Origin of the sequence: Pseudomonas sp. HTZ2 (assembly GCF_033173945.1) — a bacterium.
In the GTDB taxonomy this organism is placed as follows: Bacteria; Pseudomonadota; Gammaproteobacteria; order Pseudomonadales; family Pseudomonadaceae; genus Aquipseudomonas; species Aquipseudomonas guariconensis.
In genome coordinates, this window is sequence record NZ_CP137332.1 from 4,598,570 (window position 1) to 4,612,278 (window position 13,709).

The 13,709-nt window shown below is 61.8% G+C and carries 15 protein-coding genes; 8 read left to right on the forward strand and 7 right to left on the reverse strand.

Features of this window, described 5'->3' with window-relative positions; genetic code table 11:
- Nucleotides 1-139: 139 nt before the first annotated feature.
- From R6G97_RS21190 to R6G97_RS21210, 5 genes are all read left to right on the forward strand, one after another.
- Entirely contained in the window at nt 140-1,414 is a 1,275-nt protein-coding gene (locus R6G97_RS21190) for a glycerate kinase type-2 family protein (protein WP_070576725.1), read from the forward strand.
- The gene (gene pyk, locus R6G97_RS21195) at nt 1,411-2,826 is read left to right on the forward strand and encodes a pyruvate kinase (RefSeq protein ID WP_289717079.1); all 1,416 of its coding nucleotides are present in this window, start codon (nt 1,411-1,413) and stop codon (nt 2,824-2,826) included. Before R6G97_RS21190 ends, pyk begins: the two co-directional genes overlap by 4 nt.
- Nucleotides 2,827-3,009: 183 nt before the next feature.
- Entirely contained in the window at nt 3,010-3,885 is an 876-nt protein-coding gene (locus R6G97_RS21200; protein ID WP_043215651.1) for an urea transporter, read from the forward strand.
- Between the two features lie 44 nt (nt 3,886-3,929).
- Complete coding sequence (locus R6G97_RS21205) at nt 3,930-4,754, forward strand: ion transporter (RefSeq protein WP_289717078.1); 825 nt, start codon at nt 3,930-3,932, stop codon at nt 4,752-4,754.
- Between the two features lie 93 nt (nt 4,755-4,847).
- The gene (locus tag R6G97_RS21210) at nt 4,848-5,846 is read left to right on the forward strand and encodes a sulfate ABC transporter substrate-binding protein (protein ID WP_289717077.1); all 999 of its coding nucleotides are present in this window, start codon (nt 4,848-4,850) and stop codon (nt 5,844-5,846) included.
- A gap of 70 nt (nt 5,847-5,916) precedes the next feature.
- Here R6G97_RS21210 and R6G97_RS21215 read toward each other — a convergent pair whose 3' ends face one another.
- Both R6G97_RS21215 and R6G97_RS21220 read right to left on the reverse strand, forming a co-directional pair.
- Nucleotides 5,917-6,843, reverse strand: coding sequence for a class I SAM-dependent methyltransferase (locus tag R6G97_RS21215; protein ID WP_289717076.1), 927 nt, complete (start codon nt 6,841-6,843; stop codon nt 5,917-5,919).
- 149 nt (nt 6,844-6,992) lie between these two features.
- A complete protein-coding gene (locus R6G97_RS21220) occupies nt 6,993-7,892 on the reverse strand; it encodes a DMT family transporter (RefSeq protein WP_289717075.1) in 900 nt (299 codons plus the stop codon).
- A 133-nt stretch (nt 7,893-8,025) separates the two neighbouring features.
- On the opposite strand from R6G97_RS21220, the gene R6G97_RS21225 reads away from it, so the two are divergent.
- The 3 genes from R6G97_RS21225 to R6G97_RS21235 all read left to right on the forward strand — a co-directional run bounded on the left by R6G97_RS21225 (nt 8,026) and on the right by R6G97_RS21235 (nt 11,212).
- The gene (locus tag R6G97_RS21225) at nt 8,026-8,463 is read left to right on the forward strand and encodes an Lrp/AsnC family transcriptional regulator (protein ID WP_043215643.1); all 438 of its coding nucleotides are present in this window, start codon (nt 8,026-8,028) and stop codon (nt 8,461-8,463) included.
- A 471-nt stretch (nt 8,464-8,934) separates the two neighbouring features.
- Complete coding sequence (locus R6G97_RS21230; RefSeq protein WP_102081318.1) at nt 8,935-10,470, forward strand: NCS1 family nucleobase:cation symporter-1; 1,536 nt, start codon at nt 8,935-8,937, stop codon at nt 10,468-10,470.
- Between the two features lie 13 nt (nt 10,471-10,483).
- On the forward strand, nt 10,484-11,212 hold the full coding sequence (locus R6G97_RS21235; RefSeq protein WP_197853247.1) for an aspartate/glutamate racemase family protein: 729 nt from the start codon (nt 10,484-10,486) through the stop codon (nt 11,210-11,212).
- Nucleotides 11,213-11,317: 105 nt separating this feature from the next.
- Here R6G97_RS21235 and R6G97_RS21240 read toward each other — a convergent pair whose 3' ends face one another.
- The 5 genes from R6G97_RS21240 to R6G97_RS21260 form a co-directional block, all read right to left on the reverse strand.
- Entirely contained in the window at nt 11,318-11,557 is a 240-nt protein-coding gene (locus R6G97_RS21240; protein WP_090345516.1) for a hypothetical protein, read from the reverse strand.
- Between the two features lie 7 nt (nt 11,558-11,564).
- Nucleotides 11,565-12,017: a hypothetical protein gene (locus R6G97_RS21245; RefSeq protein WP_043215635.1), complete on the reverse strand. Its 453-nt coding sequence runs from the start codon at nt 12,015-12,017 to the stop codon at nt 11,565-11,567.
- A gap of 133 nt (nt 12,018-12,150) precedes the next feature.
- Complete coding sequence (locus R6G97_RS21250) at nt 12,151-12,489, reverse strand: FKBP-type peptidyl-prolyl cis-trans isomerase (protein ID WP_043215633.1); 339 nt, start codon at nt 12,487-12,489, stop codon at nt 12,151-12,153.
- Between the two features lie 72 nt (nt 12,490-12,561).
- Nucleotides 12,562-12,969, reverse strand: coding sequence for a GFA family protein (locus tag R6G97_RS21255; RefSeq protein ID WP_043215631.1), 408 nt, complete (start codon nt 12,967-12,969; stop codon nt 12,562-12,564).
- Between the two features lie 139 nt (nt 12,970-13,108).
- Entirely contained in the window at nt 13,109-13,669 is a 561-nt protein-coding gene (locus R6G97_RS21260; RefSeq protein WP_317847461.1) for a hypothetical protein, read from the reverse strand.
- Nucleotides 13,670-13,709 lie beyond the last annotated feature (40 nt).

Consider the following 13,709-nt stretch of genomic DNA (forward strand, 5'->3'; position numbering starts at 1 on the left):
CGAACGCAGATCTGCATTTCGCTCGCGGCTTGTAGCTTGAAGCTTGCAGCTCTGGGGACCGCCCCTGGTTCGGCCTGCACGGAGGCAGTTCCAGGGGCGTTTTCGATTCTGCAGAACAATAAGATTTTGGGAGCCTGCCATGTCGGTCGATCCACAAAGAATTCTCCGCGAGCTGTTCGACACAGCCATCGCCGCCGCTCACCCCCGCCAGGTTCTTGAACCCCACCTGCCCGCAGACCGCAGCGGCCGCGTCATCGTCATCGGTGCCGGCAAGGCGGCCGCGGCCATGGCCGAAGTGGTCGAGAAGAGCTGGAAGGGCGAGGTGTCCGGCCTGGTCGTGACCCGCTACGGGCACGGCGCCAACTGCCAGAAGATCGAGGTGGTCGAAGCCGCCCATCCGGTTCCCGATGCCGCCGGCCTGGCCGTGGCCAAACGCGTGCTCGAACTGGTCAGCAACCTCACTGAAGACGACCGGGTGATCTTCCTGCTCTCCGGCGGTGGCTCGGCCCTGCTGGCCCTGCCTGCCGAAGGCCTGACCTTGGCCGACAAGCAGCAGATCAACAAAGCCCTGCTCAAGTCCGGCGCCACCATCGGCGAGATGAACTGCGTGCGCAAGCACCTCTCGGCGATCAAGGGCGGCCGCCTGGCCAAGGCGTGCTGGCCCGCCACTGTCTACACCTACGCGATCTCCGACGTACCGGGCGACCTGGCCACGGTCATCGCCTCCGGCCCCACCGTGGCCGACCCAAGCACCTCGGCCGACGCCCTGGCCATCCTCAAGCGTTACAACATCGAAGCGCCCCAGGCAGTCATCGACTGGCTCAACAATCCAGCGTCGGAAACCGTCAAGGCCGATGACCCGGCGCTGGCACGCAGCCACTTCAAGCTCATCGCCAAGCCTCAGCAGTCCCTGGAGGCAGCAGCGGTCAAGGCACGCCAGGCGGGCTTCAGCCCGTTGATCCTGGGCGATCTTGAAGGCGAATCGCGCGAAGTGGCCAAGGTCCATGCCGGCATCGCCCGTCAGATCGTATTGCACGGCCAGCCACTGAAGGCGCCCTGCATCATCCTCTCTGGCGGCGAAACCACCGTCACCGTACGCGGCAACGGCCGTGGGGGGCGCAATGCCGAGTTCCTGCTGAGCCTCACCGAGAATCTCAAGGGCCTGGCGGGCGTGTACGCCCTGGCCGGTGACACCGACGGCATCGACGGCTCCGAAGAAAATGCCGGCGCCATCATGACCCCGGACAGCTACGCCAACGCCGAGGCCTTGGGCCTGTCGGCGTCCGACGAGCTGGACAACAACAATGGCTATGGCTACTTCGCCGCACTGGATGCGCTGATCGTCACCGAGCCGACCCGCACCAACGTCAACGACTTCCGTGCCATCCTGATCCTCGAGACCCAGCCATCATGACGCCTGATAAGAAAGTCAAAATCCTCGCGACCCTCGGCCCTGCGATCAAAGGCATCGATGACATTCGCCAGCTGGTCGAGGCCGGGGTGAACATCTTCCGCCTGAATTTCAGCCACGGCGAGCACGCCGACCATGCGCTGCGCTACCAGTGGATCCGCGAAGTCGAGCAGCAGCTGAACTACCCGCTGGGCATCCTGATGGACCTGCAGGGGCCGAAACTGCGCGTAGGCCGTTTCGCCGACGGCAAGATCCAGCTGCAACGCGGCCAGGCCCTGCGCCTGGATCTGGACAAGACCCCAGGCGACAACCGCCGGGTCAACCTGCCCCACCCGGAAATCATCGCCGCGCTGGAGCCCGGCATGGACCTGCTGCTCGACGACGGCAAGCTGCGCCTGCGGGTGACCGCCAAGCACAGCGATGCCATCGACACCGAAGTGGTCGCCGGCGGTGAGCTGTCCGACCGCAAGGGCGTCAACGTGCCCCAGGCCGTGCTCGACCTCAGCCCGTTGACCGAAAAAGACCGCCGCGACCTGGCCTTCGGCCTGGAACTGGGTGTCGACTGGGTCGCCCTGTCGTTCGTCCAGCGCCCCGAGGACATCGTCGAGGCCCGCCAGTTGATCGGCGACCGCGCCTACCTGATGGCCAAGATCGAGAAGCCATCGGCGGTGGACCAGTTACAAGCGATCGCCGAGCTGTCCGACGCGATCATGGTCGCCCGTGGCGACTTGGGCGTGGAAGTACCCGCCGAGAGCGTGCCGCAGATCCAGAAGCGCATCATCAACACCTGCCGCCAGCTTGGCCGTCCGGTGGTGGTAGCCACGCAGATGCTCGAGTCCATGCGCTTCTCCCCTGCCCCGACCCGCGCCGAGGTCACCGATGTGGCCAATGCCGTGGCCGAAGGCACCGACGCAGTCATGCTGTCGGCGGAGACGGCATCGGGTGAGTACCCGCTGGAAGCCGTGCAGATGATGAGCAAGATCATCCGCCAGGTAGAAAACGGCCCGGACTATCAGGCCCAGCTCGAGGTCGGCAGGCCCAAGGCCGAAGCCACGGTGTCGGATGCCATCAGCTGCGCGATCCGTCGCATCAGCGGCATCCTGCCGGTGGCCGTGCTGGTCAATTACAGCGAGTCGGGTTCCTCGACCCTGCGCGCGGCGCGCGAGCGTCCACGTGCTCCGATCCTCAACCTGACGCCTAACCTGGCCACCGCCCGTCGCCTGAGCGTGACCTGGGGCGTGCATTCGGTAGTCAATGACCGACTGCGTCAGGTCGACGAGATCTGCTCCACGGCCCTGGAGATCGCCCAGGCCCAAGGCATGGCCAGCCGTGGCGACACGCTGCTGATCACCGCCGGTGTGCCTTTCGGCAAGCCAGGGACGACTAATACCCTGCGGATCGAGACCTTGGCCTGATTCACCCTGGGGCGCCTGCGCCCCTGATCGCGGTCCTCGCCAGCGCCCTGCGGATGTGCATTCCCGTGGGGGCTGGCGAAGCCTGCGATCGAGGGCCCAGCCCTGCCCATGAACAACAACCGGCGGAAAATCCGAGGCCCAGAAGAGGCCTACCGCTTCCCTTCCCACCTTCCTGACTGCCCCATGTACACCAAGAATTTCGTCAACCCGTGCCCCGACTGGGCCACGGCTTTGCTCAACGGCTTCAGCCAGGTTCTGCTGCTGCGCAATCCTTTTTGCGGCCTGTGCTGCCTGCTGGCCCTTCTGCTGACCGCCCCGAACCTGGTCGGCGGTGCCCTGCTCGGCGCCCTGGCCGGGTTGCTCACCGCCCAGCGCCGCGGTTATGAGCGCGCCGACCGCCAGGCCGGGCTTTACAGCTACAACGGTGTGCTGATCGGTATCCTGATCGCCGCCCTGCTACCCTGGTCGGCCATCGTGCCGCCACTGATCATCGCCGCCGGTGGTCTTTCCAGCATCCTCACACACCAATGGCGCAAACGCGGCGGCAAACTGCTCGTCGCCTATACCGCACCCTTCGTGCTGCTCGGCTGGGGCACCTTGCTGATGACAGAACCGATGCCCGCCTTGTTCACCGAAGCCAACCCGCTGTACGCCCTGCTGCGTGGCGTGGGCCAGATCTTCCTGCTGGACAATCCGTTGGCCGGCCTGTTGATCGTCATCGGCATGCTCGTGGCCAACCCCTACGCCGCGCTCTGGGCTTTGCTGGGATCGGCCATCGGCGGTGGTGTCGCTTTGCTGGCAGGCGAAGCCCAGGCGGCCTGGATGGGGCTGTACGGCTTCAACGCTGCGCTCGCCGCGCTGGCCTTCAGCCGTCAGGGCGAGCGCTTCTGGGTGACCTTGCTGGCCATTGCCCTGGCTTTGCTGTTGCAACCTTTGTTCAACCAGATGCCGATCGCCGGCCTGACCGCGCCCTTCGTCACCGCCTGCTGGTTGATGCATGTGGGCAGCCATTTGCTGCAACTGAGCCAACGTCGCAACGTCGATCGCTTGCACAGCTAAATCGCACCCCCTAGGCTCTGCCCATCGCACAAGGGAACGAGCCCATGGAAAACCCTGCGAGCCTGCGCGAGCGGCTCTACGTCATCGTCTTCCAGACCGACACCGTCGCCGGCCGGCGCTTCGACAAGATCCTGCTCTTGATCATTCTCGCCAGCCTGGTGACGGTGATCCTCGACAGCATCGACGAGGTCCATCAGGGCTATGCCGGCATGCTGGCCATGATCGAATGGGGCTTCACGGCGATCTTCCTGGTGGAGTACCTGGCCCGGCTGTACTGCTCGCCCAAGCCTCTGCGCTACGCCTTCAGCTTCTACGGACTGGTCGATCTGCTGGCGATCGTGCCGGGGATCATCGCCCTGTACTACAGCGACGCCCAATACCTGCTGATCGTGCGGGTCATCCGGATGCTGCGGATCTTCCGCGTACTCAAGCTCAGTCCCTACCTCAAGCAGGCTCATTACCTGCTGGCGGCGCTGCAAGGCAGCAAGCAGAAGATCATCGTCTTTCTGGTGAGCGTCTCCACCCTGGTGACGGTGTTCGGCACACTGATGTATGTCGTCGAAGGCCCTGAGCACGGGTTCACCAGCATTCCCAAAGGCATCTACTGGGCCATCGTCACCCTCACCACGGTGGGCTTTGGCGACATCGTGCCCAAGACTCCGCTGGGCCAGGTGCTGTCGTCGCTGGTGATGATCACCGGTTACTCGATCATCGCGGTGCCCACCGGCATTTTCACCGCCGAGCTGGCCAACGCCTTGCGCGGCGAACAGCTGCAACACGACTGCCCCACCTGCCGCAAGCACCCCCACGAGCACGGCGCTGCATTCTGCTCACGCTGCGGCAATGCACTGTTCCCGAAAAACGAATAAGCAAAGAGCCATTTGGTCTTTAAGGCCTCAAGAACCAAAGGTTATAGTCGCTGGCAAATTGCCAAACATTTGAACCAGAACAAGGATAGCTTCGTGAAAAAGCTCTTCACCGCCTCGCTGCTCGCCGCAGGACTCGCCTTGGGCAACCTGGCCCAGGCCGCTCCCACCCTGCTGAACGTTTCCTATGACGTGATGCGTGACTTCTACAAGGACTACAACCAAGCGTTCCAAAAGCACTGGGAAGCCGAGCACAACGAGAAGGTCAACGTACAGATGTCCTTCGGCGGCTCGAGCAAGCAGGCGCGGGCAGTGATCGATGGTCTGCCGGCCGATGTCATCACCATGAACATGGCCACAGACATCAACGCCCTGGCCGACAACGGCAAGCTGGTGCCGGACAACTGGGTTTCGCGCTTGCCGAACAACAGCGCGCCCTTCACCTCCGCCACCGTGTTCATCGTGCGCAAAGGCAACCCGAAGGCCCTGAAGGATTGGCCCGACCTGCTCAAGGACGGCGTGCAGGTGATCGTACCCAATCCCAAGACCTCGGGTAATGGCCGCTACACCTACCTCTCCGCCTGGGGCTATGTACTCAAGCAGGGCGGCGACGAAGCCAAGGCACGCGACTTCGTCGGCAAGCTGTTCAAGCAGGCTCCGGTGCTCGATACCGGTGGCCGCGCCGCTACCACCACCTTCATGACCAACCAGATCGGCGATGTGCTGGTGACGTTCGAGAACGAAGCCGAGATGATCGCCCGCGAGTTCGGCCGCGACCAGTTCGAAGTGGTCTACCCGAGCGTGTCGGCCGAAGCCGAACCGCCGGTGAGCGTGGTCGACAAAGTCGTCGAGCGCAAGAAGTCACGCGCCGTAGCCGAGGAGTACCTCAAGTTCCTGTGGTCGCCGGCGGCCCAGGAGATCGCTGCGCAGAACTACCTGCGTCCGCGTGATGCCACTGTCCTGGCCAAATACACCGACCGCTTCCCGAAAGTCGACTTCCTGTCGGTGGAGAAGACCTTCGGTGACTGGCGCACCGTGCAGAAGACCCACTTCAACGACGGCGGCGTGTTCGACCAGATCTACACCAGCAATTAAGCGAAAAAGGGGGCCTGGAGCCCCCTTTTTCATGGCGTGGTTTGCGCGACAAAGGATGGCGCAGCTTGCTTTAGGCCTGACGGAACACCAGCGCCTTCAGCCCACCTTCCGGATCCGCATCTGGAAACTCCGGCGGGTTGTCTAGCCGCTCGACGAATGCCAGCCCTGGCGCATGCTCGGCCATGCCCTCGATCAAGAAACCCGGCCCGATGCCTGGATCATTGACACAGGCCAGCACCGTTCCCCCTTCCGTCAACAACTCTGGCAAGCGTCGCAGGATCTTGGCGTAGTCCTGGGTCAGTACGAAACTGCCTTTCTGGAAGGTGGGCGGATCGATGATGATCAGGTCATAGGGCCCGTACTTGCGCACCTTGCCCCAGGATTTGAACAACTCATGGCCCAGGTACGCGACGCGGGATGAGTCATGATCATTGAGCCGGTGGTTCTCCCGTCCCCGGGACAACACGGCCTTGGCCATGTCCAGGTTGACCACCTGCTGCGCACCGCCGGCGATCGCCGCCACCGAGAACCCACAGGTGTAGGCGAACAGGTTGAGCACTCGCTTGCCCGCGGCCTGCTGGCGCACCCAGCGACGGCCATAGCGCATGTCCAGGAACAGTCCGTTGTTCTGGCGCACCCCTAGGTCGAGCAGGTATTTGAGCCCGTCTTCCACCACCACCCGTTGCTGGCAAGGCTCGCCCAGCAGCCATTGGCCAGGGCTCTCGGGCAGGTAGCGGTGCTGGATGAGGATGGCCTGGCCAGTCCATTGCGGGCGCTCGGCGAGGCTGCGCAGCATCGCTTGCAGTTCTGCCAGCTGGCCCTCGGGCGGCTCACGGAACAACGCCACCAGCAGCACGCCTTCCAACCAATCGACCGTGATCTGCTCAAGCCCCGGCCAGCAGCGGCCACGACCATGGAATAGGCGGCGGGTCTCTTGCGGGGCGGAGTCGAGGGCGGCGAGCAAGTGCTGCTCGAGGGTAGGGATCGGCGAGGTCATGATCGGGTCGCAAGCAAAAAGAAGGCATTCTACCTAATAGCGCTCGCTTGGGCTTTTGAGGCTGCTACGCGGCCCAACGCAGGCGTTGCTAGGAGCAGCCTTGTTTCGCGGGGGGCGCAAAGCGCCCCCGGTGGTTCAGGAGCCTTCGATCATTGGCCCTTCAGCGCGACCCTGCCCGAGCGGAACCACCACCCCTGCTGCATCCCTGCTGCAGCCAGCAAAATCGCCGCCACACCCAGCCACTGCAGCGGCGCCAGACGATGATCGAAGGCCACCCAGTCGACCAGGATCGCCGCGATCGGGTAGATGAACGACAACGCGCCGGTCAGGGCGGTAGGCAGGCGCTGGATAGCGCTGTACAGCAACACGTACATCACGCCGGTGTGCACGACTCCCAGCGTCAGCAGGCTGGCCAGTGCCGACGTCTCAACGGGTAGCCCCTCACCGCCGGCCCACGGCGCCAGCAACAGGATGCCCGTGGTCACCTGAATCAGCGCGATCAGGTGCGGCGGCGTACCGCTCAGGCGCTTGATGATCAAAGCGGCCACGGCATAGAGAAAGGCCGCGCCCAAAGCCAGGACGATGCCCAGCAGATAGTCGCCCGCCCCACCCTGGCCGTTGCCATGGGCGCTGACGATGGCCAGCATGCCGAGGAAGGCCAGGCTCAACCAGGTCATTTTGGGTAGGGTGATCTTTTCATCCAGGAACAACGCTGCCAGCCCGACCAGCATGAACGGCTGCACGTTGTAGACCGCCGTACCAATGGCGATCGAAGCCTTGGAGTAGGAGGCGAACAGCAGCACCCAGTTGCCCACGATAGCCACGCCACTGGCCACCGCCAGCAGGAAGGTAGCGCGAGTCAACACACCGGGTTTGAGAAAGCCCATGGCAGCGCAGATCAGCAACAGGGTGACGGCGCCGAACACGCAGCGCCAGAACACCACTTCCAGCACCGGTTGACCGGACACCAGCACGAACCAACCGATGGTCCCGGAAATCAGCATGGCGGCGACCATTTCCAGCGAGCCGCGGCGCAACGAATTGTCCATCTCACACCTCCTGTCGAACATGGCCACAGTATGCCCAGTGCCCTAGCGTGCCATCCAGCGGATAAAAAAGGCGATTTCGTCATCTTGCCTTTACTATCAAGGCAGAAAACAAAAAACGCCTAACGAGGTACCCATGACCGATGACATCGACCAACTGCTGATCAATGCGCTGATGGAAGATTCCCGCCGCTCGCTCAAGGCCCTGGCCCAGGTCAGTGGCCTGTCGGCCCCCAGTGTCAGCGAACGCCTGCGGCGCCTGGAGGAGCGTGGTGTACTGCGCGGCTACACCGTCGAGGTGGATCCGCGCAGCTTCGGCTACCAGTTGCAAGCCATCGTACGGATCCGCCCGCTGCCGGGTCAGTTGCAGGAGGTGGAGCGGCAGATCATCGCCATCCCCGAGTTCACCGAGTGCGACAAGGTCACCGGGGAAGACTGCTTCATCGCACGCTTGCACGTGAGGTCAATGGAGCAACTCGACACGCTGCTCGATCGCATCAATGTGCTGGCGGAAACCAATACCGCGATCATCAAGAAAACCCCGGTTAAACGCCGACTGCCGCCAATGGCTTGAAGTGGGATTTACGAAAAGCGTTATTGACATTTATCGATCGATAATTTGTACACAAGAATGTCACCTAAAGTGTCATTTTTGTGTGCACTTTTGTCCGTCATCCACTCACTCCCCTACACACTTCCCACCTAAAAATCTGACCAATCGATCAACTAACAGCGACGACGAGAAATAAAACCTGTTCAATTGGTCAACATATATTGCGCTTAATTCATCGACTTAACTTTCAGCGGGTTAAGTTGCAAAAGGCCATACCCGTAAAGTTGGTTTTTACCTGGCATGGAACTCGCTTTTGTGTGCCTATGTTTTGTATACAAATCAGACAAAACATACATACAAGAACTCGCAGCGCCTGCCTTACACAACAGGCCGTTGCGCGCAGAACCCAGTGATGCCAACGCTGCACCGACGAGATGGCGAGCCCGTGCGCTGCCCGCTCATCGCAGTCCACGCGCATCAGGAGCCTGACGCATGAGTACCAGCCTCAACCTAGCCCCTGAACTATCCGTTGCCAGCACCGCCTCCCCCTCTCTTCCATTGAATGGCCATTCGCCGGCGCTTGAACTCAGCCCGCGCCTGCATAACAGAGACCTCGCCCCTACTCGTATCGAGGGCCGTCGCTGGGGCCGCTACAGCATCTTCGCGCTTTGGACCAATGACGTGCACAACATCGCCAACTATTCCTTTGCCATGGGATTGTTCGCCCTCGGCCTGGGCGGCTGGCAGATTCTTCTGTCCCTGGCGATCGGCGCAGCGCTGGTGTACTTCTTCATGAACTTGTCCGGGTACATGGGACAGAAAACCGGCGTACCCTTTCCGGTGATCAGTCGCATCGCCTTCGGCATCCACGGCGCGCAGATACCGGCGCTGATCCGGGCGGTGATCGCCATCGCCTGGTTCGGTATCCAGACCTACTTGGCGTCCGTCGTGTTGCGCGTATTGCTCACTGCCGTGTGGCCGCAGCTGGCGGCCTACGACGATAACAGCCTTCTTGGCCTGTCGAGCCTGGGCTGGGTGTGCTTCGTGGCGATCTGGCTGGTGCAACTGGTGATCCTTGCCTACGGCATGGAGATGGTGCGCCGCTACGAGGCCTTCGCAGGCCCGGTGATCCTCTTGACCGTGGCGAGCCTTGCCGGGTGGATGTACTTCCAGGCCGATGCCCGCATCGCCTGGTCGGTGGCCGAACCGCTGACCGGTTATGAGATGTGGCGCAACATCTTTGCCGGCGGCGCGCTATGGCTGGCCATCTACGGCACGCTGGTGCTGAACTTCTGCGACTTCGCTCGTTCCTCGCCATGCCGCAAGACCATCCGTGTGGGCAATTTCTGGGGCCTACCGGTCAATATCCTGGTGTTCGCCACCATCACCGCGGTGCTGTGCGGCGCACAGTTCCAGATCAACGGCCAGGTCATCGACAGCCCCACCCAGATCGTCGCCTCCATCCCCAGCACAGCTTTCCTGGTTCTCGGCTGCCTGGCCTTCCTGATCGTCACCGTGGCGGTGAACATCATGGCCAACTTCGTCGCCCCGGCCTTCGTGCTGAGCAACCTGGCGCCACGCCATCTGAACTTCCGCCGCGCCGGCTTGATCAGCGCCACCCTGGCGGTGCTGATCCTGCCTTGGAACCTCTACAACAGCCCGCTGGTGATCGTGTACTTCCTGTCAGGTCTGGGCGCCCTGCTCGGCCCCTTGTATGGCGTGATCATGGCGGACTACTGGCTGCTGCGAAAAGGCCAGGTCAATGTACCCGAGCTCTACAGCGAGAATCCCGCGGGGGCCTACTTCTACACGCGGGGCATCAACCTGCGCGCCGTCGCGGCCTTCCTGCCGGCAGCCCTGTTGGCCATCGTGCTGGCACTGGTGCCCCACTTCCACAGCGTCGCGCCGTTCTCCTGGCTGATCGGTGCCGGCACCGCAGCCACCCTCTACCTGCTGGTCGCCCCGCGCAACCGCCAGTACCTCGACGTCAGCGGTGAAGCCATCGCCGTCGACCACAGCAGCCATTGATAGGGAAATCTCCATGCGCATTCTGATTGCCAACGTCAACACCACCACCGCCATCACTGACGCCATCGCCGAGCAAGCTCGCAGAGTGGCCTCCCCAGGCACCGAAATCGTCGGCCTCACGCCTTGGTTCGGCGCGGAGTCCGTGGAAGGCAACTTCGAGAGCTATCTCGCCGCTATCGCCGTGATGGACCGGGTGCTCAATTTCGATCAACCCTACGATGCCGTGATCCAGGCCGGCTATGGCGAGCATGGCCGCGAAGGCCTGCAGGAACTGCTCGACGTACCGGTCGTGGACATCACCGACGCCGCCGCCAGCACCGCCATGTACCTGGGCCACAAATATTCGGTGGTCACCACCCTGGACCGCACCGTGCCGCTGATCGAGGACCGCCTCAAGCTCTCCGGGCTGTACGACCGCTGCGCCTCGGTACGCGCCAGTGGCCTTGCCGTGCTGGACCTGGAAGCCGACCCGCAGCGAGCCGTGCAAGCGATCGTCGAACAGGCCGAACGCGCCGTGCGTGAAGACAAAGCCGAGGTGATCTGCCTGGGCTGCGGCGGCATGGCCGGGCTCGATGAACAGATCCGTCAACGTACGGGGGTACCGGTAGTAGATGGGGTCAGTGCAGCGGTGAGCATCGCCGAATCCCTGGTGAGGCTGGGCTTGAGCACCTCGAAAGTACGCACTTATGCGACACCCCGAGCGAAGAAAGTCGTGGGTTGGCCGATGATGTTCGGACGTTAAGCCGTCACTGGACGGCTGTCGCTTCCACACCTGCGCCATTGCAAGTGTGGAAGCGAGCTTGGGCATTACCGACCAGCAAAGGTGGATTCCAGCCGGCCAGGCACATCACTTCATGTGCTGATCTCGACGCCAGAAAAGACACATCCCCATGATCATTGCAAAAATCTTGCATAGCATGAGGTCAATGCCGCAAAACGTCTCGAGATGTATATAGAAGAGGCTGGCCAGCCCTCCCATGAATACGGCGACGCCCAACCATTTGCGCAACCTGGGCGCTTTTAGCCGCTGGTCGATGAAGAACGCCGCCACGAACATCGATACAAGAGAAAATGCATTTTCGTGCATTGGAGGCTCAATGCTTGAGGATCATTGAGGTGGACAACTGCCGAGGCCCGAGACCGCCGTGAACGCTGGCATCGATACCAATCAATCTGTCTCCCACGTGATAGTGCCGCAATCGTTCAGCGACAATAGCGGGGACATTGATTTTGGCTGCCACAGCGGTCCGCTGACGTCGGGCTGTGCCCGGGATCAAGCTGGTTAACGTCCAGCGCTGAGCATTGAGTGCGTCGCATTGATCACGGTTCAGAGGCTTTGAAATCGAAACTTTCAGAAGGCAGGGACGTTCCCTTGCCTGCATACGGTCATAGACCTTTATTACTCTTTCGATGATGCGATCGTTTACCTGTCGTGCCACGTCGAAGTAAAGCGCCCCGAATTGAGAACGTCGCATCACCTCAAACTCCAGAACGTCAAAGACCACACCCCGATAGCCGATCATTTGATGAATGTTCGTGAATTGCATGTGCCCACCTTAGCGTTCAAAGTCATCGCTCGAACGCAGAAGGTGCCTTGCCGGTGGAGCGAGCAATACCCGTCGTTTCGTTGTTTACCGGATGACTTTTCCTCACCTGCAACGCGGGTAAGACGCGGATGACTCAGTCATCGCGCGTCAATACTTCCAGCAACTCGATTTCGAACGTCAAGTCCGAATGGGGCGGGATCGAGCCCACGTTGCGCTCGCCATAACCCAGGTGCGCCGGCACTATCAGCTTGCGCTTGCCGCCGACACGCATGCCCATTAGGCCCTGGTCCCAGCCTTTGATGACGCGGCCGGTGCCAATAACGCACTGGAACGGCTTACCCCGCGTCCAGGAGGAGTCGAACTCGCTGCCATCGGCCAGCCAGCCGGTGTACTGGGTGGTGATCAGCGCGCCCTTGACCACAGCCTTGCCGTCGCCTTCCTGGATATCGATGATTTGCAGTTCGCTGCTCATGGCGGTTTCCTTGAAGCGGATTTGTGGCCGCCCTTTTCTCAGGAATGTGCCACTTTGGCAAGGCTTGATGCGCTAGCCAAGTTGCTCGAATGCCTCCTGGCCGGTCAATTCCTTGGTCTGGTTGGCGAAGCAGTACCAGGCGGGTTTCTGCTCGATGAAAATCTGCAAGTCGAAAGCCCAGGCTTCTTCGCCGTCCAACAGGCCTACCGGGATGGCATAGAAATCGTTGGCTTTGAGACGGTAGTACAGATGTGTGCCGCACCGGCCACAAAAACCACGCTGGGCCCAGTCGGAAGAGTCGTAGACGCTTGGCGTGCGGCCTTCGATCGTTGGAGGGTGGCTGCAATGGACGACCAGTAGCGGGCCGCCGGTCCACTTGCGGCACATGCTGCAGTGGCAGGCGCTGATGTGGGTGTTGTCGACGGTCACTTTCAGGTGGGTTTCGCCGCAGAGGCAGGTGCCTTGTTTTTCCAGGGTCATGGTGAGGCTCCTTGCATTTGGGACTGGGAAGTATAGGTGGTGATTCTATTTGGGCTTGGGCTTGGGCTTGGGCTTTCAGGCTGTGTGAATATCCGGGTTTGGTGGGGGCGCCACCGGCGCTTTTCGCCTTTACGGCGACCTACTTTTGCTCTTGGGCAAAAGTAGGCAAAAACCGCTGGCTCCCACATCCTTCAACTGCCGGTAGGGCCTCACGCAGCAGCGCATCCCGGTCGGCCAGCTTGTTCAGGGCGTTCCCGCACCACTCGGCTAGGGTGTCAACCTGGGCACGCAGCCGCTCAACCTCGGCAGGGTCGGCGTGGGTCACTGGCTTGAGCGCCAAGCCAATGAATGGCGCGGCCTGCCAATACAACGAGGCGCAGAACCCCGCCATATAGCTGTCAGCGTCATGGCCATGGTTAGCAACTGCATCGAATGACTCCACAGCAAGCGACTCTATGGTGTTCGACCCGCCTTCGGCTGTGAATTCTCCTAGGCGATAGGCTTCCATCAGGCGGTGCATGTCGCTGGTGATCGGCACCGGCTCGCCCTGGAGCTGCTCGGCTGGCTGGGCCAGGATCTCGCTTAGCGCCCGCCAGTCCTCTTTGTACATGGTGAACATGCAGATATTGGATATGCGCTCAGCCAAAGCACGCGGCACGCTGACCATCTCGGTGTTGCTGGATCGGTTTTCTGTGGGCATGGGAAAGCCTCAAGTATAAGATGCGCGCCTGTCGCACGGA